This window comes from Pseudomonas sp. NPDC087697 (assembly GCF_044743155.1).
Classification (GTDB): Bacteria; Pseudomonadota; Gammaproteobacteria; order Pseudomonadales; family Pseudomonadaceae; genus Aquipseudomonas.
This window is the reverse complement of the sequence record NZ_JBIUVW010000002.1, coordinates 107410-128930: the sequence shown is the minus strand read 5'-3', so window position 1 is coordinate 128930 and position 21521 is coordinate 107410. Positions and strand designations below refer to the sequence as shown.

General features: G+C 59.6%; 20 protein-coding genes. 11 read left to right on the top strand and 9 right to left on the bottom strand.

Translation table 11 applies throughout. From position 1 onward, the window contains the following. Positions 1-7 precede the first annotated feature (7 nt). The 7 genes from ACIPIN_RS02795 to gloB form a co-directional block, all read right to left on the bottom strand. Complete coding sequence (locus ACIPIN_RS02795) at positions 8-1618, bottom strand: ABC transporter ATP-binding protein (protein ID WP_401114978.1); 1611 nt, start codon at positions 1616-1618, stop codon at positions 8-10. 1 nt (position 1619) lies between these two features. After that, on the bottom strand, positions 1620-2639 hold the full coding sequence (locus ACIPIN_RS02790; RefSeq protein WP_401114975.1) for an ABC transporter permease: 1020 nt from the start codon (positions 2637-2639) through the stop codon (positions 1620-1622). A gap of 1 nt (position 2640) precedes the next feature. After that, a complete protein-coding gene (locus ACIPIN_RS02785; protein WP_401114972.1) occupies positions 2641-3714 on the bottom strand; it encodes a microcin C ABC transporter permease YejB in 1074 nt (357 codons plus the stop codon). A gap of 1 nt (position 3715) precedes the next feature. Then, positions 3716-5557, bottom strand: a complete 1842-nt coding sequence (locus tag ACIPIN_RS02780) for an extracellular solute-binding protein (RefSeq protein WP_401114969.1) — start codon at positions 5555-5557, stop codon at positions 3716-3718. Then, a complete protein-coding gene (locus tag ACIPIN_RS02775; RefSeq protein ID WP_401114966.1) occupies positions 5554-7383 on the bottom strand; it encodes an extracellular solute-binding protein in 1830 nt (609 codons plus the stop codon). The genes ACIPIN_RS02780 and ACIPIN_RS02775 overlap by 4 nt, the downstream gene beginning before the upstream one ends. Positions 7384-7574: 191 nt before the next feature. Next, entirely contained in the window at positions 7575-8999 is a 1425-nt protein-coding gene (locus tag ACIPIN_RS02770; RefSeq protein ID WP_401114963.1) for a transglycosylase SLT domain-containing protein, read from the bottom strand. 99 nt (positions 9000-9098) lie between these two features. Further along, complete coding sequence (gene gloB / locus ACIPIN_RS02765; RefSeq protein WP_401114960.1) at positions 9099-9866, bottom strand: hydroxyacylglutathione hydrolase; 768 nt, start codon at positions 9864-9866, stop codon at positions 9099-9101. Positions 9867-9931: 65 nt separating this feature from the next. Here gloB and ACIPIN_RS02760 point away from each other — a divergent pair, with 65 nt between their 5' ends. After that, entirely contained in the window at positions 9932-10690 is a 759-nt protein-coding gene (locus ACIPIN_RS02760) for a class I SAM-dependent methyltransferase (protein ID WP_401114957.1), read from the top strand. Between the two features lie 92 nt (positions 10691-10782). Beyond that, positions 10783-11235, top strand: a complete 453-nt coding sequence (rnhA, locus tag ACIPIN_RS02755; RefSeq protein ID WP_401114954.1) for a ribonuclease HI — start codon at positions 10783-10785, stop codon at positions 11233-11235. 103 nt (positions 11236-11338) lie between these two features. Here the strand turns inward: rnhA and ACIPIN_RS02750 are convergent, their stop codons facing one another. Both ACIPIN_RS02750 and ACIPIN_RS02745 read right to left on the bottom strand, forming a co-directional pair. Further along, positions 11339-11653 carry a DUF2388 domain-containing protein gene (locus ACIPIN_RS02750; RefSeq protein ID WP_401114951.1) on the bottom strand — a complete coding sequence of 105 codons (315 nt, stop codon included), beginning with the start codon at positions 11651-11653 and terminating at the stop codon, positions 11339-11341. 108 nt (positions 11654-11761) lie between these two features. Next, entirely contained in the window at positions 11762-12652 is an 891-nt protein-coding gene (locus ACIPIN_RS02745; protein ID WP_401114948.1) for a LysR family transcriptional regulator, read from the bottom strand. Between the two features lie 127 nt (positions 12653-12779). Between ACIPIN_RS02745 and ACIPIN_RS02740 the strand changes: the two genes are divergently transcribed. The 9 genes from ACIPIN_RS02740 (at position 12780) to dnaQ (ending at position 21261) form a co-directional block, all read left to right on the top strand. Next, positions 12780-13928, top strand: coding sequence for a muconate cycloisomerase family protein (locus ACIPIN_RS02740; protein ID WP_401114945.1), 1149 nt, complete (start codon positions 12780-12782; stop codon positions 13926-13928). Between the two features lie 10 nt (positions 13929-13938). Beyond that, complete coding sequence (gene catC, locus ACIPIN_RS02735) at positions 13939-14229, top strand: muconolactone Delta-isomerase (RefSeq protein ID WP_401114943.1); 291 nt, start codon at positions 13939-13941, stop codon at positions 14227-14229. Between the two features lie 51 nt (positions 14230-14280). Then, complete coding sequence (catA, locus tag ACIPIN_RS02730) at positions 14281-15210, top strand: catechol 1,2-dioxygenase (RefSeq protein WP_401114940.1); 930 nt, start codon at positions 14281-14283, stop codon at positions 15208-15210. Between the two features lie 155 nt (positions 15211-15365). After that, complete coding sequence (locus ACIPIN_RS02725; RefSeq protein WP_401114937.1) at positions 15366-16322, top strand: AraC family transcriptional regulator; 957 nt, start codon at positions 15366-15368, stop codon at positions 16320-16322. A gap of 269 nt (positions 16323-16591) precedes the next feature. After that, positions 16592-17956: a benzoate 1,2-dioxygenase large subunit gene (gene benA, locus ACIPIN_RS02720; protein ID WP_401114934.1), complete on the top strand. Its 1365-nt coding sequence runs from the start codon at positions 16592-16594 to the stop codon at positions 17954-17956. Further along, positions 17953-18441, top strand: a complete 489-nt coding sequence (gene benB, locus ACIPIN_RS02715) for a benzoate 1,2-dioxygenase small subunit (RefSeq protein ID WP_401114931.1) — start codon at positions 17953-17955, stop codon at positions 18439-18441. The genes benA and benB overlap by 4 nt, the downstream gene beginning before the upstream one ends. A gap of 10 nt (positions 18442-18451) precedes the next feature. Then, positions 18452-19465 carry a benzoate 1,2-dioxygenase electron transfer component BenC gene (benC, locus tag ACIPIN_RS02710; protein WP_401114928.1) on the top strand — a complete coding sequence of 338 codons (1014 nt, stop codon included), beginning with the start codon at positions 18452-18454 and terminating at the stop codon, positions 19463-19465. A gap of 151 nt (positions 19466-19616) precedes the next feature. Next, entirely contained in the window at positions 19617-20390 is a 774-nt protein-coding gene (locus ACIPIN_RS02705) for a 1,6-dihydroxycyclohexa-2,4-diene-1-carboxylate dehydrogenase (RefSeq protein WP_401114925.1), read from the top strand. Between the two features lie 112 nt (positions 20391-20502). After that, complete coding sequence (gene dnaQ, locus ACIPIN_RS02700; RefSeq protein ID WP_401114922.1) at positions 20503-21261, top strand: DNA polymerase III subunit epsilon; 759 nt, start codon at positions 20503-20505, stop codon at positions 21259-21261. Positions 21262-21521 lie beyond the last annotated feature (260 nt).

The window sequence follows — 21521 nt, the reverse complement described above, 5'->3', positions numbered from 1 at the left end:
TTTCAGGTTATTCGGCTGTTGCCGGGGCCAGGAAAGCGGCCTCCAGCAACTGCTGTGTATAGGGATGTTGCGGTGCGGCAAAGATACCTTGCGCATCACCTTGTTCGACCACTTGGCCATGCTTGACCACCATTAACTGGTGGCTCAGCGCTTTCACCACAGCCAGGTCATGGCTGATAAACAGATACGTCAGGTTGTACTTGCTTTGCAGTGAGCGCAGCAGTTCAACCACTTGGCGTTGCACGGTGCGGTCCAGAGCCGAGGTCGGCTCGTCCAGCAAAATCAACGCCGGTTTTAGCACCAGGGCTCGGGCAATGGCGATTCTCTGCCGTTGCCCGCCGGAAAATTCATGGGGGTAGCGGTGCCGGGTTTCCGGGTCCAGACCTACTTCCTTGAGTGCCGCGATAATCGCTTGTTCCTGTTCAGCCTGCGTGCCGATCTTGTGTATCCGCAGGCCTTCGCCGACGATCTCGCTCACGCACATCCGCGGGCTCAGGCTGCCGTAAGGATCCTGGAAGACCACCTGCATTTCCCGCCGTAGCGGCCTTACCTGTTGCTGCGACAGGCAGTCTAGCTGCTTGCCTTCAAAACGGATCGCACCTTTGCTGGCAATCAACCGCAAAATCGCCAGACCCAGCGTGGACTTGCCCGAACCACTCTCGCCGACGATGCCCAGAGTCTGGCCCTGAGGCAGGCTGAAGTTAATTCCGTCCACCGCTTTGACGTAATCGACGGTGTGCCGCAAAAAGCCTTTTTTGATCGGGAACCAGACTTTCAGGTCTTCGACTTGCAGCAATGGCGGGCCGATGACATTGGTCGCCGGGTTGCCGCGAGGCTCTGCCGCCAGCAGCTCTCGAGTGTAAGGATGCTGTGGTGCGCGGAACAACTCCTCGCATGACGCCTGTTCGACGATGCAACCGCGCTGCATGACACATACACGATGTGCAATTCTTTGGACCAGGTTCAAATCGTGACTGATCAGCAGTAAGGCCATGCCCAGGCGGGCCTGTAACTCCTTGAGCAATTCGAGGATTTTCAGCTGAACAGTCACGTCCAGCGCAGTGGTCGGTTCGTCGGCGATCAGCAATTCAGGTTCGTTGGCCAGGGCCATGGCGATCATCACACGCTGGCGCTGGCCGCCGGACAATTCGTGGGGCAGGGCCTTGAGCCGTTTGTGCGGTTCGGGAATGCCCACCAGCTCCAGCAGCTCCAGGGTGCGTTTGGTCGCGACCTTGCCGGTCAGGCCTTTGTGGATGCCCAGCACTTCGTTGATCTGTTTCTCGATCGAGTGCAGCGGGTTGAGCGAGGTCATCGGCTCCTGAAAGATCATCGCGATCCGGTTGCCACGAATGTGCCGGATGGTTTTCTCTTTCAGCGACAGCAGGTCATGCCCGGAGTAGTTGATGGTGCCGGTGGGGTGCCGCGCCAAAGGGTAGGGCAGCAGGCGCAGGATCGAGTGCGCCGTCACCGATTTGCCCGAACCGCTTTCACCGACCAGCGCCAGGGTTTCACCGCGCTTGATGTCGAAACTGACGCCTTCAACCACCCGTTGTACGTGCTCGCCGACCACAAACTCGACAGAGAGGTTGCGCACTTCGATCAGATTATCCTGATTCATTTCACTTCCTCGGGTCGAAGGCATCGCGAGCGGACTCGCCGATAAACACCAGCAAACTCAACATCACCGCCAGCACCGCAAAGGCGCTCATGCCCAGCCACGGCGCTTGCAGGTTGGATTTGCCCTGAGCCACCAATTCACCCAGCGATGCACTGCCTGCCGGCAGGCCGAAGCCAAGGAAATCCAGCGCGGTCAGGGTGCCGATGGCACCGGTGAGGATGAACGGCATGAAGGTCATGGTCGAGACCATGGCATTGGGCAGGATGTGGCGGAACATGATCGCGCCGTTCTGCATGCCCAGCGCCCTGGCGGCGCGTACGTATTCCAGGTTACGACCACGCAGGAACTCGGCGCGGACCACGTCCACCAGGCTCATCCAGGAAAACAGCAGCATGATCCCCAGCAGCCACCAGAAGTTCGGCTGCACAAAACTGGCAAGGATGATCAGCAGGTACAACACCGGCAAACCCGACCAGATCTCCAGGAAACGCTGCCCGGCCAGATCGACCCAGCCGCCATAAAAGCCCTGCAAGGCCCCCGCGATCACGCCGACGATCGAGCTCAGAATGGTCAGCGTCAGGGCAAACAGTACCGATACCCGGAAGCCGTAAATCACCCGCGCGAGCACGTCGCGGCCCTGATCGTCAGTGCCCAGCAGGTTGTCTGCCGAGGGCGGGGCCGGGGCCGGGACTTTCAGGTCGTAGTTGATGCTCTGGTAACTGAACGGGATCGGTGCCCACAAGGTCCAGGCGTCCTTGGCCTTGAGCAGTTCGCGGATGTACGGGCTCTTGTAGTTGGCTTCCAGCGGGAATTCGCCGCCGAAGGTGGTTTCCGGGTAACGCTTGAGCGCCGGGAAATACCACTGGCCGTCGTAATGCACCGCCAGCGGCTTGTCGTTGGCGATCAGCTCGGCGCCGAGGCTTGCGCCAAACAGGATCAAAAACAGCCACAGCGACCACCAGCCGCGCTTGTTGGCCTTGAACAGCTCGAAGCGTCGGCGATTGAGAGGGGACAGGTTCATCTCAATGCTCCCGGTGTTCGAAGTCGATGCGTGGATCGACCAGGGTGTAGGTGAGATCGCCAATCAGTTTCACCACCAGCCCCAGCAGGGTGAAGACGAACAGGGTGCCGAACACCACCGGGTAGTCACGGTTGATCGCCGCCTCGAAACTCATCAGGCCCATGCCGTCGAGGGAGAAGATCACTTCCACCAGCAACGAGCCGGTGAAGAAGATCCCGATGAAGGCCGAGGGGAAACCGGCGATCACCAGCAGCATGGCGTTGCGAAATACATGGCCGTAGAGCACGCGGTGCCGGGTCAGGCCCTTGGCTTTCGCGGTGACGACATACTGTTTGTTGATCTCGTCGAGGAAGCTGTTTTTGGTCAGCAGGGTCATGGTCGCGAAGTTACCGATCACCAGCGCTGTCACCGGCAGCGCTATGTGCCAGAAGTAATCGCGGATCTTGCCGGCCCAGCTCAGTTCGCCGAAGTTGTTCGAGGTCAGCCCGCGCAGAGGGAACCAGTCCAGGTAACTGCCGCCGGCAAACACCACGATCAGCAGGATCGCGAACAGGAACGCCGGGATCGCGTAGCCGACGATGATCGCCGAACTGGTCCAGACATCGAAGTGGCTGCCGTGCCGGGTGGCCTTGGCGATCCCCAATGGGATCGACACCAGGTACATGATCAGCGTGCTCCAGAGCCCGAGGGAGATCGACACTGGCATCTTTTCCTTGATCAGATCGATGACCTTGGCGTCGCGGAAGAAGCTGTCGCCGAAATCCAGGGTGGCGTAGTTCTTGATCATGATCCACAAGCGTTCCGGCGCCGATTTGTCGAAGCCGTACATGTGCTCGATTTCCTTGACCAGCGCCGGGTCCAGGCCTTGGGCGCCGCGATAGCTGGAACCGGCCACCGAGACTTCGGCACCGCCGCCAGCGATGCGGCTGGTAGCGCCTTCGAAGCCTTCGAGTTTGGCGATCATCTGTTCCACCGGGCCACCGGGAGCCGCCTGGATGATCACGAAGTTGATCAGCAGAATGCCGAACAGGGTCGGAATGATCAGCAACAGTCGCCGAAAAATATATGCCAGCATCTTATTGCTCCACGCCCGCAGGATCGGCTTGCTCTTTGGTCAGCACTTCGATCGCAGGTTTTGCGTCGGGCTTGACCCACCAGGTGGAAATGCCCACGTCATTGGCCGGTGAGACTTTCGGGTGGCCAATGTGATTCCAGTAGGCCACGCGCCAGGTTTTGATGTGCCAGTTGGGGATCACGTAATAGCCCCATTGCAAAACCCTGTCGAGCGCCCGGGCATGGTCTACCAGACTTTTGCGCGAGTCGGCGTTGATCAGCTCTTCGACCAGTTGATCGATGACCGGGTCTTTCAGGCCAATGTAGTTGCGGCTGCCGGGTTTGTCGGCGCTTTCGGACTTCCAGAATTCGCGCTGTTCGTTACCCGGTGAGCTGGACTGCGGGAAGCTGCCAACCACCATGTCGAAGTCGCGCGAGCGTACGCGGTTGATGTACTGCGACACGTCGACCCGACGAATCACCAGGTCAATCCCCAGGTCACTCATGTTGCGTTTGAACGGCAACAGCACCCGCTCGAACTCGGTCTGCGCCAGCAGGAATTCGATGCTCACCGGTTTTCCGGTGGCGTCGACCATCTTGTCGTCGACGATCCGCCAGCCGGCTTCCTGCAGCAGTTGATAGGCCTTGCGCTGTTGGGCACGGATCATTCCGCTGCCGTCACAGACGGAGTTCTGGAATGCTTCGCTGAAGACCTGATCGGGGATTTTGCCTCGGAACGGATCGAGGATCGCCAGTTGATCCTGATCCGGCAGGCCGGTGGCGGCCATTTCCGAGTTTTCGAAGTAACTTCGGGTGCGCGCGTAGGCACCGTTGAACAGCTGCTTGTTGGTCCATTCGAAGTCCAGCAACAGGCTCAGAGCGTGGCGCACGCGCACGTCCTGGAACACCGGGCGACGCAGGTTGAACACGAAACCCTGCATGCCGGTGGGGTTGCCGTTCGGGATCTGTTCCTTGATCAGGCGACCCTCGGTGACGGCCGGAGTGTTGTAGGCGTTGGCCCAGTTTTTCGCGCTCATCTCCAACCAGTAATCGAACTGCCCGGCCTTCAGTGCTTCCTGTGCGACGGTGTTGTCGCGGTAGTAATCGGTGGTCATGGTGTCGAAGTTGTAAAAGCCCCGATTGACCGGCAGGTCCTTGCCCCAATAGTCCTTGACCCGCTCATAGCGGATCGACCGCCCGGCCTTGACCTCACTGACCTTGTACGGGCCACTGCCCAGCGGGATTTCCAGATTGCCTTTGCTGAAGTCGCGGTTTTCCCACCAGTGCTTGGGCAACACGGCAAGCTGTCCGAGGATCAGCGGCAGCTCACGGTTGCTGGCGTGCTTGAACTTGAACAGCACCCGCAACGGGTCCTCGGCGATCACTTCGTCGACGTCGCTGTAGTAACCGCGATAGAGCGGTGAGCCACTTTTCATCAGGGTCTGGAAGCTGAACACCACGTCTTCGGCACGCACCGGATGGCCGTCATGGAAACGCGCTTCGGGGCGCAGGTAGAAGCGTACCCAGCTGTTGTCCGGCGCCTTTTCGATTTTGCCGGCGATCAAGCCGTATTCAGTAAACGGTTCGTCGAGCCCGTGTTTGGCCAGGGTGTCGTAGATCAGGCCGATATCATCGGCGGCCACACCCTTGCTGATGAACGGGTTGAGGCTGTCGAAGCCACCGAAGCCGGCCTGACGGAAGATTCCGCCTTTGGGCGCGTCCGGGTTCACGTAGTCGAAGTGTTTGAAATCGGCCGGGTACTTCGGCGGTTCGTTGTACAGGGTCAAGGCGTGCTGCGGGGCGGCGTGGGCCGCGCAGGCAAGCCCCGCAAGGACCAGACCCAGCAGGGTACGCAAACGCATCATTGGGCTTTCTCCGAAGTCTTCAACCACCAGGCATTCAGCCCCAGGGTGTAGGGCGGCGTGGTGACGAAGGCGAACCGGTTGCGGTACGCCAGGCGATGATAATTGATATACCAGTTGGGAATGCTGTAGTGCTGCCACAAAAGCACCCGGTCCAGCGCTTTGCCGGCCGCCAGTTGCTCGTCACGGGATTTTGCCGCGAGCAGTTGTTCCAGCAGATGATCGATCACCGGGCTGGCAACGCCCGCGTAATTCTTGCTGCCCTTGACCGAGGCCTGGCTCGAGTGGAAGTACTGCCACTGCTCAAGTCCGGGGCTGAGGGTTTGATCGAGGGTCATCAGGATCATATCGAAATCGAACTGGTCCAGACGCTGCTTGTACTGGGCACGGTCGACGGTGCGCAGATGTGCGTCGATGCCGATGCTGGCGAGATTCTCGGTGTACGGCTGGAGGATGCGTTCCAGGTTCGGATTGACCAGCAGGATCTCGAAACGCAGTGGCTGTCCGGCAGCATTCTGCAGGCGCTGACCATTGGGCTTCCAGCCGGCCTCGGCGAGCAAACCCAGCGCCCGGCGCAGGCTTTCACGGGGGATGCCGCGGCCGTCGGTCTGCGGCAGGCTGAAGGGCTCGGTAAACAGCTTGGCGGGGAGCTGATCGCGGTAGGGCGAGAGCATCAGCCATTCATGGCCGACCGGCAGCCCTACGGCGGAAAATTCGCTGTTGGGGTAGTAGCTCATGGCCCGTTTGTAGGCACCGCTGAACAGCGTGCGGTTGGTCCACTCAAAGTCGAACATCAAACCCAGGGCTTCACGCACCTTGTCGTCGGCAAACGTGCCGCGTCGGGTGTTCATGAACAGGCCTTGGGTCTGGGTTGGAATCTGGTGGTCGATCTGCGCCTTGATCACCTCGCCACGCCGCACGGCCGGGAAGCTATAGCCAGTGGCCCAATTCTTGGCCTGGTGCTCGATATAGATGTCGAACTCACCAGCCTTGAAGGCCTCGAAAGCGACGTCGCTGTCGCGATAAAACTCGACTTCAACGCGATCAAAGTTGTACTTGCCGCGATTGACCGGCAGGTCCTTGCCCCAGTAATCCTTGACCCGCTCGAACACCAGCTGTCGGCCCGGTTGTACCTGGGTGATGCGATAAGGGCCGCTGCCCAGCGGTGGTTCGAAGGTAGTGGCCTTGAAGTCTCGATCTTTCCAGTAATGTTGCGGCAATACCGGCAACTCGCCAAGGCGCAGGATCAGCAACGGATTGCCGGCACGCTTGAACACGAAACGGATGCGCAGTGGGTTGAGGATGTCGACCCGCTGTACTTCCTGAAGGTTGGTACGGTATTGCGGATGACCTTCCTTGAGCAGCAAGCGGTAGGAGAACGCGACGTCGTAGGCCGTGATTGGCGTGCAATCGTGAAAGCGTGCTTCCGGGCGCAGATTGAACACCACCCAGCTACGGTCTTCGCTGTATTCGACGGACTGGGCGATCAACCCGTAACTGGACGCGGGTTCATCGCCGGATGGCGCGTATTGGCCGGTGCCGACCATCAGCGGTTCATTCAGCTCGTTGATGCCGTACTGCAGAAAGTTCGGGGTCGCGACCGGGCTGGTGCCCTTGAAGGTGTAGGGGTTGAGCGTATCGAAGGTGCCAAACGCCATGACCCGCAAGGTTCCGCCCTTGGGCGCTTGCGGGTTTACCCAGTCGAAGTGGGTGAATCTGGTCGGGTACTTGAGTGTGCCGAACTGCGCATAACCATGGCTTTCGCTGATCGTTGCGCTTGCGGGGAAGCTCAAGGCCAGACTGATTAGGAGCAGGAGGAGGGGACGCATCAAGGCAGAGATCCGATCCAGGCGGCTTGGGCTTTGTGGACCGTACAGTAACAGCTTGTATCGACAGGAAAAAGGTAGCGGCTGAAAGCCGCGTAGAGGCGCAAAAAAAGATCGCAGCCTGCGGCAGCTCTACGGACATCGATCCATGTAGGAGCTGCCGAAGGCTGCGATCTTTTCGGCGTCAAATCAACTTAATGCGGGGAAGAAACTGTCAGCATCTGCCCAGGCTTGAGGGCCTGGCCAACACGTGGATTCCAGCGCTTGAGGTGTTGCATCTCAACGTTGAAGCGCTTGGCGACCATGTACAGCGAGTCACCCTGCTTGACCTTGTACTGAGTCTGTTTCTTGTTGTTGGCCGCAACCACCGTGCTGATGCGTGTGCCGCGCTTGCTGGTGTCTCGCATCACCAGGGTCTGGCCAACCTTGAGGTCTTTGCCGGTCAGTTTGTTCCAGTGTTGCAGGTCCTTGACGTCGACTTTGTTGGCCTTGGCGATCTGCGTCAGGTTATCGCCGCGTTTGACTCGATAGCTGCGTTTGAGCTTGGCCAACTCACTGTCGTCAGCACCTTCGAAAACCGGTTTGAGCGCACGCTTGCTGATCAGATCTTCAGGTTTCATGGTCGACAGGCTGGCAGTCAGCAATTGCGCCTTGGAGGTTGGCACCAACAAATGCTGGGGACCGTCGATGGTGGTGCGTTGCTTGAAGGCCGGGTTGAGCTGGAACAGTTCGTCTTCGTCGATGTTGGCCACTTCGGCAACCTTGGACAGGTCCATGCGCTGGTTGATTTCGACGACTTCGAAGTAGGGGCGGTTGGCGATCGGGTTGAGGTTCACGCCATAGGCTTCCGGCGACAGAACCACTTGTGACAAGGCCAGCAGCTTGGGCACATACGCCTGGGTTTCCGCCGGCAGCGGCAGGTTCCAGTAGTCGGTGGGCAGGCCGAGCTTTTGGTTACGCTCGATGGCCCGGCTGACCGTGCCTTCACCGGCGTTGTAGGCCGCCAGGGCCAGTAGCCAGTCACCGTTGAACATGTCGTGCAGGCGGGTCAGGTAATCCATCGCCGCGATCGTTGACGCGGTAATGTCGCGACGACCGTCGTAGAAGCGGGTTTGACGCAGGTTGAAGTAACGCCCGGTGGACGGGATGAACTGCCACAGGCCGACCGCATCGGAGCGCGAGTAGGCCATCGGGTTGTAGGCGCTTTCGATCACTGGCAGCAGCGCCAGCTCCAGCGGCATGTTGCGTTCTTCAAGGCGTTCGACGATGTAATGGATGTACAGGCTGCCACGTTCGCTGGCGCCTTGAAGAAACGATGGGTTGCTGGCGAACCACAGGCGCTGTTGCTCGATACGCGGGTTGACGCCGAGCCCGTCCTGCAACTGGAAGCCTTGGCGCATGCGCTCCCAGACGTCCTGCGCGGCTAGCGGCGATGGCTTTTCGCTGAGCCAGACAGGTTTTTGTTTGGTCCGGGCGGAAAGTGTATGTGTCGCGTCGGTTTGCGGCACATGACTGGTGCTTTGGCAGCCCGCCAGAGTGGCGGACACAGCCACCGCGATGGCTTGAGCCAGGCGGGTCAATGCGTCTGAATTGATGGATTTACGAATAGATGACGACATTGGCTGGAAGTTAGTTCCGGGCGAAAATGTCGGGCGATTCTAGAAAGCGCACGGGGTGCGGTCAACCATTCAGAATTTTTGGACCAATGGTGGCCCCGCTTAGAACGTATCTTTCCAAGCCCGCAGGGCTGCAAAAACCTCACTCGGACCCCGGTTATTCCGGCCATTCCGTTCGTCTGCTTTTTGTTTAACAGATGTTTCGCCAGTACGCAGAAAAGGATTGGTGAGCTTCTCCAGTGCCAGGGTCGACGGCAGCGACATCTGTCCGGCCTCGCGTAATTGGGAGACTTTCTCGAGACGTTCGGCAATGTCCGGGTTATTCGGCTCGACAGCGGCGGCAAAGCGCAGATTGCTCAGGGTGTACTCGTGGGTGCAGTACACCAGCGTGTCTTCGGGCAGCGCGGCCAGACGGCTGAGGGAGTGGTGCATTTGCGCAGGCGTGCCTTCGAACAGGCGCCCGCAACCGGCGGCGAACAGGGTGTCGCCACAGAACAGCAGGCCATCATGGTAGTAAGCGATATGACCCAGGGTGTGGCCAGGCACCGCATACACGTCAAACTCCCAACCGAGTACGCTGACGCGGTCATTATCGTTCAGGGCCACGTCCCGCCCGGGGATGTTTTCGTTTGCGGGGCCGTAAACCGTGGCGCCCGTCGCTTTTTTGAGTTGCTCGACACCGCCGACGTGATCATGGTGGTGATGAGTGACCAGAATGTCGCTGAGCTGCCATTGCGGATGCATGGCCAACCAGGCCTGCACGGGAGCGGCATCGCCCGGATCGACCACGGCGCAGCGCTGGCTGCGATGATCCTGCAACAACCAGATGTAGTTGTCGGTGAAGGCGGGAAGGGCACTGATCTGTATCATCGCAGGATTCGCCAAGCGGAAAACAATGGTGCATCTTAGAACTTCTTGGCGAGTTGGAGAATGCAATGACCGATAAAGCGTTCGCTCAGGCTGATCCTGACTGGCTGGCATTGATCAGCGCCGCCCGCGAGTGGCTGTCAGGTCCCATCGGGCAATTCTTGCTGGATGAAGAGCGCCGGATGCTCGAAGACGAGTTGGGGCGTTTCTTTGGCGGTTACCTGGTGCATTACGGTCCTTCGGCCGAAACGCCACCCTCGGCACCGCAAGTGCAACGTAACGTGCGCCTCGGGGCACCGCTGCCGGGCGTCGAGATTGTTTGCGAAGAACAGGCCTGGCCGCTCAGTGAACACGCCGCCGACGTGGTGGTGATGCAACATGGGCTGGATTTCTGCCTGTCACCCCATGGTTTACTGCGCGAAGCCGCCAGCAGCGTACGTCCCGGCGGGCATTTGCTGATCATCGGCATCAACCCCTGGAGCAGTTGGGGGCTGCGCCATGTATTTGCCCACGACGCCCTGCGCAAGGCGCGCTGCATTTCGCCGTCGCGGGTCGCCGACTGGCTCAACCTGCTTGGGTTTGCGCTGGAGAAACGCCGCTTCGGGTGCTATCGTCCGCCGCTTGCGTCCCCGGCATGGCAAGCCCGCCTGGCGGGTTGGGAGCGCAAGGCCGGTGACTGGCAGTTGTCCGGTGGCGGCTTCTATTTATTGGTGGCGCGCAAGATTGTCGTTGGCTTGCGACCGGTCCGCCAGGTGCGCCGCGAGCCGATGGGCAAACTGATTCCGCTGCCGATGGCCAAGGTCAATCGACGCGACAGCAAGCCGTAATAAACTATTTATTTTCCCGGCCGGGCTAGCCCGGCCTCGGGCGTTGTCGGTCATTGATCGGCAGGCCACAGACATTTTCTGGATAGGTTGGCATGAGCGATAGCGTAGAACTTTTCACCGACGGCGCCTGCAAGGGCAACCCTGGCCCCGGCGGCTGGGGCGCACTGTTGGTATGCAAGGGCGTTGAAAAGGAACTTTGGGGCGGCGAAGCCAATACCACCAACAATCGCATGGAACTGATGGGCGCGATTCGTGGCCTCGAAGAGCTCAAGCGTTCCTGCGACGTACTGCTGGTCACCGACTCGCAATACGTGATGAAAGGCATCAATGAGTGGATGGACAACTGGAAGAAGCGCGGCTGGAAAACCGCCGCGAAAGAACCGGTGAAAAACGCTGATCTGTGGAAGATGCTCGACGAACAGGTCAATCGCCACAACGTGACCTGGAAATGGGTGCGCGGGCACATCGGGCATCCCGGCAACGAACGCGCCGACCAGTTGGCCAACCGTGGCGTCGACGACGTCCGGGGTTACAAGCAGGACTGACCTGCCTTAAAAGATCGCAGCCTTCGGCAGCTCCTACAGGGGACGCATTCCAACGTAGGAGCTGCCGAAGGCTGCGATCTTTTGATTTTCAAATTCCCGAAAATCACAACACCACAATCGCCGTGGCCAGTTGCTCATCCGAGTAGACCTGGCCGGCGAGCACGCTGCGAATCCGTTCAAATGCGGCCTCCAGCTGAACGCCACGAATGTCGCCGTGACTGGCCACAAACGCCGCGGCATCGGACTTGGCGGCCAGTACGATCTTGTCATCCTTGAATGAGCTGCTGGTGCCTTTGGTGGCGCTCATGGTCATGCTCAGGGTGATGTCGGTGCTCATCACAAAGCTGGTGGCCCGCACCGCAGTGCTGAACAGGCTGCCGATGATCAGCAGCGTGATAAGGGTGGAGGTTGTCGTCATGACGTGCGCGATTCCTGTGGGAAATACTCAGGGCACACGCTAACAAGGGGCCGCTCACCCATCTTTATGAGCTTTGCTAATGATTGTTAAAAACTGCGCAGGGCCGTTTTACACCGGCTTACGCATGCGCAACTCTTCGATCATCTTCAAGCAATGACTCAACCCCGGTGACACATCGCCGACGCGTCGACTCAGAATGATTGGCGAGGTGGCGTTGGTTTCCAGCACCGGGGTGAACCCGATGTCGTCGCGGTGCAGCAACTGCACCGAGGCCGGTACCAGCGTGACGCCGATACCGGCGCCCACCAGGCCGATGGCGGTTTGCAGTTCGTTGGTCCATTGCGCGACCTTGATGCTCACGCCATAGGATTCGAACAACGCGATTACATGGTCGGCATAGCTGGGGCGGGGATTGCCGGGGTAGAGCACAAACGGTTCATCGGCCAACTCGGTGAGGCTGATGGGCCTGCTCAGCAATGGGTGCCCGGCGGGCAGCGCCGCTACCAGTCTGTCTTCGTTCAATACAGTCTGGATAATCGCCGGATCATCGATGCGGATTCGCCCGAAGCCGACGTCGATACGTCCAGCCTTGAGCGCTTGCACCTGTTGCAGGGTGGTCATTTCCGAGAGGCCCAGTTCGAGCTCCAGCGGTTCATTGCTGCGCAGGCGGCGAATCAGTTCCGGCAACACGCCATAAAGCGTCGAAGGGGCAAAGCCGATGCCCAGCCAGGTTTTTTCGCCCAGGCCGATGCGTCGAGTGTTGTCGCAGACCTTGTTCAGCTGCTCAAGCAGGGCCGTGGAGTGTTCCAGGAAAAACCGCCCGGCTTCGGTCAGGCGCAACGGCCTGCCACGTTCCAGCAACACCACCCCGAGTTCATCTTCCAGTTGCTGAATCTGCCGGCTCAACGGTGGCTGGGCGATGTGCAGGCGTTCGGCGGCGCGGGTGAAGTTCAGGGTTTGACCCAGCACCTGGAAGTAACGCAGATGACGCAGCTCCATGAGCCCTCCACAGTCGACGATGGTGAATACCTTTAAGGTATCGAACCAGACCAATTCTATATTGGAACCCTGAAAAAAGCCGTACGAGAATCCGTCATAGAACTTCAAGAACCTGACGGGTATCGACATGCTTTCTTCTGCCATTGAATCGATCGAGACGATCATCGTCGATCTACCGACCATCCGCCCGCACAAGCTGGCGATGCACACCATGCAGAATCAGACGCTGGTGATCATCCGCGTGCGCAGCAAAGACGGCATCGAAGGCATCGGCGAATCGACCACCATCGGTGGCCTGGCCTACGGCAATGAAAGCCCGGACAGTATCAAGACCAACATCGACAAACACTTTGCGCCGCTGTTGCTGGGGCAGGATGCTTGCAACATCAACGCGGCGATGCTGCGTCTGGAGCGCAGTATTCGCGGCAATACCTTCGCCAAATCCGGTATCGAAACCGCGTTGCTCGACGCCCAGGGCAAGCGCCTTGGCCTGCCGGTCAGCGAGTTGCTCGGCGGCCGCGTGCGCGACTCGTTGCCAGTGGCCTGGACGCTGGCCAGCGGCGATACCGCCAAGGACATCGCTGAAGCCGAACAAATGCTCGACCTGCGTCGCCACCGGATCTTCAAGTTGAAGATCGGTGCCGGCGAAGTCGACCGCGACCTGGCTCATGTCATTGCGATCAAAAAAGCCTTGGGCGACCGTGCCAGCGTGCGCGTCGATGTCAATCAGGCCTGGGACGAAGCGGTCGCACTGCGGGCTTGCCGGATTCTCGGCGGCAATGGCATCGACCTGATCGAACAGCCGATTTCGCGCAACAACCGTTCCGGCATGGTGCGCCTCAACGCCATCAGCCCGGCGCCGATCATGGCCGATGAGTCGATCGAGTGCGTGGAAGATGCGTTCAACCTGGCACGCGAAGGCGCGGCGTCGGTGTTCGCGCTGAAGATCGCCAAGAACGGCGGTCCTCGGGCGGTGCTGCGTACCGCGGCGATCGCCGAAGCGGCAGGCATCGGTCTGTACGGCGGCACCATGCTCGAAGGCGGGATTGGCACGCTGGCCTCGGCCCATGCCTTCCTCACATTGAACAAACTCAGCTGGGACACCGAGCTGTTCGGCCCGTTGCTGCTCACCGAAGACATCCTCAGCGAGCCGCCGGTTTACCGCGATTTCCATTTGCATGTTTCGCAGGCACCCGGCCTTGGCCTGAGCCTGGACGAAGAGCGTCTGGCGTTTTTCCGCCGCGACAAAACCTCCACTGCCATTCATTCCGTCTGAGGAGATACGCATGTTGTTCCACGTAAAGATGACCGTGAACTTGCCGGTCGACATGGACCCGGAGCGCGCCGCTCAGCTCAAGTTCGACGAAAAGGCCCTGGCCCAGCGTCTGCAACAACAGGGCAAGTGGCGCCATCTGTGGCGCATCGCCGGGCTTTACGCCAATTACAGCGTGTTCGACGTCGAGAGCGTGCAGGAATTGCACGACCTGCTGATGCAACTGCCGCTTTATCCCTACATGGCTATCGAAGTGAACGCGATGTGCAGGCATCCTTCCTCTGTTCATGAGGATGATCGCTGAGCCGTTGTTTGCCAGTTCTGTACTCTAATAAATACAAGATGAGGATTAATCATGAATGCCAAGATTTCCCACACTGCCAGCGCACAGAAGTTTCTTGAAGACGCCAGTGGTCTGCTCAACGACGGTGGCAATCCACGCGCCAAAGCGTTGATCTACCGCATCCTGCGCGATTCGGTGAACATCATCGAAGACCTTGAAGTGACCCCGGAAGAGTTCTGGAAAGCCGTCAACTACCTGAACGAACTGGGCGCACGCCAAGAGGCGGGCCTGCTGGTTGCAGGTCTGGGCCTGGAACACTACCTGGACCTGCTGATGGACGCCGAAGACGCGCAGGCCGGTAAATCCGGTGGCACTCCGCGTACCATCGAAGGCCCGCTGTATGTGGCTGGCGCACCGTTGTCCAACGGCGAAGCACGATTGGACGACGGCGTTGATCCAGGCGTGGGGCTGTTCATGCAGGGCCAGGTCAAGAACACCGACGGCAAGCCGCTGGCCGGCGCCGTGGTGGATGTCTGGCACGCCAACACTGGCGGCACTTATTCGTACTTCGATGGCAGTCAATCGGAGTTCAACCTGCGTCGCCGGATCGTCACCGACGCTGAAGGTCGCTATCGCTTCCGTAGCATCGTGCCGTCGGGCTATGGCTGCCCACCGGACGGTCCGACCCAGCAGCTACTTGATCAATTGGGTCGCCATGGCCAGCGCCCGGCGCACATCCATTTCTTCATCTCGGCTGACGATCATCGCCACCTGACCACCCAGATCAACCTGGACGGCGACAAGTACCTGCACGACGATTTTGCCTATGCTACCCGTGACGAGCTGATCGCCAAGATCACCTTCAGTGACGATCAGCAGCGTGCGCGTGAACATGGCGTCAGTGGGCGTTTTGCCGAGATCGAATTTGATTTCACTCTGCAGTCGTCGGCGCAACCAGAAGAGCAACATCGTCACGAGCGAGTGCGCGCACTGGAGAACTGATCAGCGCTGGCCCAGGCCACGAGATAACTGACCGTTGATCTCGTGGCCTTCCGCTTTGCGGCGACTTGCATAGAATGGCCAGGCCTGATTTTTCTGGGGTGCGTGCCCAATAGCACCAGCACCGCAGCCGATAATTACAATTAGAGTGAGCGGTTATGCAAGCGCATCTATTGAGTGAGCGCAGCAGAGTGTTTGAGCAGGCCGACCCCTATGCGGTGTCGGGCTACGTCAATCAGCACGTGGGCAACCATTGCATCCGTTTACCCAGAAGCGGCAGCCCTCAGGCCAGTCTCAATCACAGCAAATTTGCCAGTCTCGACCTGTGCCGTATCAGCTATGGCGGCAGCGTGCGGGTAACCTCGCCGGCGCTGGAAACCATCTACCACTTGCAAGTGCTGTTACGCGGAAACTGCCTGTGGCGCGGTCATCGACAGGAACACTACTTTGCTCCCGGTGAGTTGCTGCTGATCAACCCGGACGATCCGGTGGACCTGACGTACTCCGACGACTGCGAAAAATTTATCGTGAAAATGCCCACCAGCCTGCTGGAATCGGTGTGCCAGGAGCAGCGCTGGTTGCACCCGGGACAGGGCGTGCGTTTTCTGGAAAACCGCTACCAACTGGACGAACTTGAAGGCTTCGTCAACTTGCTGGGCATGGTCTGCCAGGAGGCTGAAGCAAGCGAGCGCATGCCGCGAGTTCAGGAGCATTACACGCAGATTGTCGTGAGCAAGATGCTTAGTTTGATGAAAACCAACGTCAGGCGCCTCAGCCTCGGTTCGCAGTCAGCGAACTTCGAGTTGATCGCCGACTACATCGAACGCAACCTCAAGCAGGACATTTGCAGCGAAGAACTGGCGCGTCAGGCACAAATGAGCCTGCGTTCGCTGTATGGGTTGTTCGAGCGTAATGCGGCCACCACCCCGAAAAACTACATCCGGCAGAAGAAGCTCGAGCGGGTCAACGCCTGTCTCAGCGACCCGACCTGCACGGTGCGCAACGTGACCGAGCTGGCCATGGATTACGGCTTTTTGCACCTGGGACGGTTCTCCGAAAGCTACCGCAAGCAGTTCGGCGAATTACCGTCGGACACCCTCAAACGCCGGCATTGATACAAGCGCTGCAACCCTTGTAGCAGCTGGCGAAGCCTGCGTTCGGCCGCGCAGCGGTCGTAATCCTGACGACGCGGTCATCCAGAGAGACCGCGGTATGCCATTGACGACGGCTTCGCCGCCGAACGCAGGCTTCGCCAGCTGCTACGGGGTTTGCGTCAGTTTTCCTTTGCACAAAACGGATAAAGGTCTGCACCCAGCGGATATTGCCCTTTCATCACCCGCCCTAGCATGAGCCTGCCTGAATAAAAACAATGGAGGCGGCGGCCATGTCCCTGCGACCCGAATACCTTCACTCCCTGCTTGAAGAAGACAAAGACCAGGGCATCTACCGCTGCAAGCGGGAGATGTTTACCGACCCGCGTTTGTTCGATCTCGAGATGCAATACATCTTCGAAGGCAACTGGCTGTACCTCGCCCATGAGAGCCAGATTCCGAACAAAAACGATTTCTACACCACCACCATGGGCCGCCAGTCGGTCTTCATTGCGCGCAACAAGGACGGTGAACTCAACGCGTTCATCAACGCGTGCAGCCATCGCGGCGCGATGCTGTGCCGACACAAGACCGGCAACAAATCCTCCTACACTTGCCCATTCCATGGCTGGACTTTCAACAACTCCGGCAAGCTGCTCAAGGTCAAGGATCCAGCATCGGCCGGCTACCCGGCGAGCTTCAACTGCGAAGGCTCCCACGACCTGACCAAAGTCGCGCGCTTCGAATCCTATCGTGGCTTCCTGTTCGGTAGCCTGAAGGCCGATGTGGTGCCGCTGGGTGAGCATCTGGGCGAGTCGGCGAAAATCATCGACATGATCGTCGACCAGTCCGTTGATGGCCTGGAAGTGTTGCGCGGCTCCAGCAGCTACATCTATGAAGGCAACTGGAAACTCACCGCCGAAAATGGCGCCGACGGCTACCACGTCAGCTCCGTGCACTGGAACTATGCGGCCACCCAGAACCAGCGCAAACAGCGCGAATGCGGTGACGAGAACCCGACCATGAGCGCCGGCACCTGGGCCAAGCAGGGCGGCGGTTTCTACTCCTTCGACAAGGGGCACATGCTGCTCTGGACCCGTTGGTCCAACCCTGAAGACCGGCCGCTGTATGAACGGCGCGATGAGCTGGCCAAGGACTTCGGTCAGGCCCGCGCCGACTGGATGATCGAGAACTCGCGCAACCTGTGCCTGTACCCCAACGTGTACCTGATGGATCAGTTCAGTTCGCAGATCCGCATCGCCCGGCCGATCTCGGTCAACCGTACCGAAATCACCATTTACTGCATCGCCCCCAAAGGTGAAAGCGACAGCGCGCGTTCGAGCCGGATTCGTCAGTACGAGGACTTTTTCAACGTCAGTGGCATGGCGACCCCGGACGACCTCGAAGAATTCCGTTCTTGCCAGATGGGCTACCAGGGCAGCACCACCGCCTGGAACGACATGTCCCGTGGCGCCGAGCACTGGGTAGAAGGTGCCGATGAGGCGGCCAAGGAGATTGATCTGCACCCGTTGCTCAGCGGTGTGCGCACCGAAGACGAAGGCCTGTTCGTGCTGCAACACAAGTACTGGCAGGAAACCATGCTCAAAGCCTTGAGCGAAGAGCAGTCGGCATTGATCAAAGTGGAGGAGTTGTCATGAGCATCACTTACGACGCCGTGCGCGATTTCCTCTACCGCGAAGCGCGCTACCTCGACGACAAGGAATGGGACAACTGGCTGGAGCTGTACGCCGCCGACGCAACCTTCTGGATGCCGTCCTGGGACGATAACGACGAGCTGACCGAAGATCCGCAACGGGAAATCTCGCTGATCTGGTACGGCAACCGCACGGGCCTGGAAGACCGCATCTTCCGGATCAAGACCGAGCGCTCCAGCGCCAGCGTGCCGGACACCCGGACCTCGCACAACATCAGCAACATCGAGTTGCTCGAACAGGCCGCCGGGCTGTGCAAGGTGCGTTTCAACTGGCACACCCTGAGCTTTCGCTACAAGACCGTCGACAGCTATTTCGGCAGCAGTTTCTACACCCTCGACGTGCGTGGCGACAGCCCGCTGATCAAGGCCAAGAAAGTGATCCTGAAGAACGACTACGTTCGTCAGGTCATCGATGTCTACCACCTGTGAGGCGGCCGTCATGACTCATTCCATCGCACTCAATTTTGAAGACGGCGTCACCCGTTTCGTTGATGCCAACCCCGGCGAAACCGTGGCCGACGCCGCATATCGCCAGGGCATCAACATCCCGCTGGACTGTCGCGACGGCGCCTGCGGCACCTGCAAATGCTTCGCCGAGGCCGGGCGTTACGATCTGGGCGAGGAGTACATCGAAGACGCCCTCAGCAGCGACGAGGCCGAACAGGGTTTTGTGCTGACCTGCCAGATGCGCGCACTCAGCGACTGCGTGGTACGCGTGCCGGTGTCCTCGGACGTCTGCCGTACCCAGCAAACCCGCTACAGCGCAGCGATCAGTGAAGTGCGTCAGCTTTCGGACAGCACGATTGCGCTGTCGATCAAAGGCGAAGCCCTGAGCAAACTGGCGTTCCTGCCGGGGCAATACGTCAACCTTGGCATTCCCGGCAGCGAGCAGACTCGCGCTTATTCGTTCAGCTCGTTGCAACGCGACGGCGAGGTCAGTTTCCTGATCCGCAATGTGCCGGGCGGGTTGATGAGCAGTTTCCTCACCGGCATCGCCAAGGCTGGCGACAGCATGAGCCTGGCCGGGCCGTTGGGCAGTTTTTATCTGCGCGACATTCAGCGTCCGTTGCTGTTGTTGGCCGGCGGCACGGGCCTGGCACCGTTCACCGCGATGCTGGAGAAGATTGCCGATCAGGGCAGCGAGCATCCGTTGCACTTGATCTACGGCGTAACCAACGATTTTGACCTGGTGGAGCTGGACCGGCTGCAAGCCTTGGCCGCACGAATCCCGAACTTCAGTTTCAGCGCCTGTGTGGCCAACCCGCACAGCGCACACCCGCTGAAAGGCTACGTCACCCAGCACATCGAACCCAAGCACTTGAACGACGGCGATGTCGACGTCTACCTCTGCGGCCCACCGCCGATGGTCGAGGCTGTCAGCCAGTACATCCGCGAGCAGGGCATCAAACCTGCAAACTTCTACTACGAAAAATTCGCTGCGAGCGCTGCGTAAAAAAGCTTAGGCGTCGCACGACCTGTGGGAGCGAGCTTGCTCGCGATGACGGCAGTACATTCAGCATTAATGTTGACTGACCCATCGCTATCGCGAGCAAGCTCGCTCCCACAAGGATTGCTGTGCTCTTACGCAAACTTGAGGTATTGAAATGAACAGGTTTCATGAAAAAGTCGCGCTGATCACCGGTGCGGCCCAAGGGATTGGCCGGCGAGTCGCCGAGCGGATGGCGGCCGAAGGTGCGCGGTTGATTCTGGTCGACCGTTCCGAACTGGTCTTCGAGCTGCAAGCGCAACTGGGGCAAACCAGCGAAGTGCTGACCCTCACCGCCGACCTTGAACAGTACGCCGAGTGCAATCGCGTGATGACGGCGGCCATCGAGCGCTTCGGCCGTCTGGATATATTGGTCAACAACGTCGGCGGCACCATTTGGGCCAAGCCCTTCGAGCATTACGAAGAAAAACAGATCGAAGCCGAAGTCCGCCGTTCGCTGTTTCCAACCCTGTGGTGCTGCCATGCCGCGTTGCCGTTCATGCTGGAGCAGGGCAGCGGCGCTATCGTCAACGTGTCATCCATTGCCACGCGCGGGGTCAATCGCGTGCCTTACGGCGCGGCCAAGGGCGGGGTCAACGCGCTTACCGCGTGCCTGGCGTTTGAAACCGCCGAGCGGGGCGTACGGGTCAACGCCACGGCGCCGGGCGGCACGCAAGCACCGCCACGGCGGATTCCGCGCAACAGCGCCGAGCAAAGTCCGCAGGAGAAGGTCTGGTACCAGCAGGTCGTCGATCAAACCGTCGACAGCAGCCTGATGAAGCGCTACGGCACCATTGACGAGCAGGTCGGGGCGATTCTGTTTCTGGCGTCTGACGATGCGGCCTACATCACCGGTCTGGTGATGCCGGTCGGCGGCGGTGACCAGGGCTGAGCCTCACCGATCGCTACCCGACGGGGCAACTGCCGGGTAGCGACGGCACTTTCAAGCTCTGTGTTAACATCGCCGCCTTATGCAAAACGGCACGAAGAGGGGTTGAAAGAAGATGGCTCAGAGGATGGTGGTGCTCGACACCGAAACCACCGGCATGCCGGTGACCGACGGCCACCGGATTATCGAGATCGGTTGCGTCGAGTTGATCGGTCGACGCCTGACGGGCCGGCATTTTCACGTTTATTTGCAGCCAGATCGGGAAAGTGACGAGGGCGCGATTGGCGTCCACGGCATCACCAATGAGTTTCTGGTGGGCAAGCCGCGTTTCGCTGAAGTGGCCGATGAGTTCTTCGAATTCATCAAGGGCGCGCAGCTGATCATCCATAACGCGGCGTTTGACGTTGGCTTCATCAACAACGAATTCGCGCTGATGGGCCAGCAGGACCGGGCGGATATCACCCAGCATTGCTCGATCCTCGACACCCTGATGATGGCGCGCGAGCGTCACCCCGGGCAGCGCAACAGCCTCGATGCCTTGTGCAAACGTTATGGCGTCGACAACTCCGGCCGTGAACTGCACGGCGCCTTGCTCGACTCCGAGATTCTCGCCGACGTTTACCTGACCATGACCGGCGGCCAGACCAGTCTGTCGCTGGCCGGTAATGCGTCTGACGGTAATGGTTCGGGAGAGGGTTCGGGTAATCAGGCGAGCGAGATCCGTCGTCTGCCAGCCGATCGCAAGCCGACGCGGATCATTCGCGCCAGTGAAGCGGACCTGGCCGAGCACGCCTCACGCCTTGAAGTCATCGCCAAGTCCGCCGGTGCTCCGGCACTCTGGACCCAGCTGGCCGAGGCCAAGGCACAGGGCTAACCACTAACCATGGGATGAAGGGGCTGTTGTGGCGAGGGAGCTTGCTCCCGCTCGGCCGCGAAGCGGTCGTAATCCGGCAATCGCGTTCCATCTGAATACTCGCGGTGGCTGATTTTAGGGACGCTTCGCGCCCCAGCGGGAGCAAGCTCCCTCGCCACAGTGCGGTGCTTGCTCAGCATTGGTGCATTCGCTCGCCACATGAGCCTCAACCCTCTACCCTGAGTGTATTGGCAAACCCCGGTCTGCCGCCTCAGGATGCC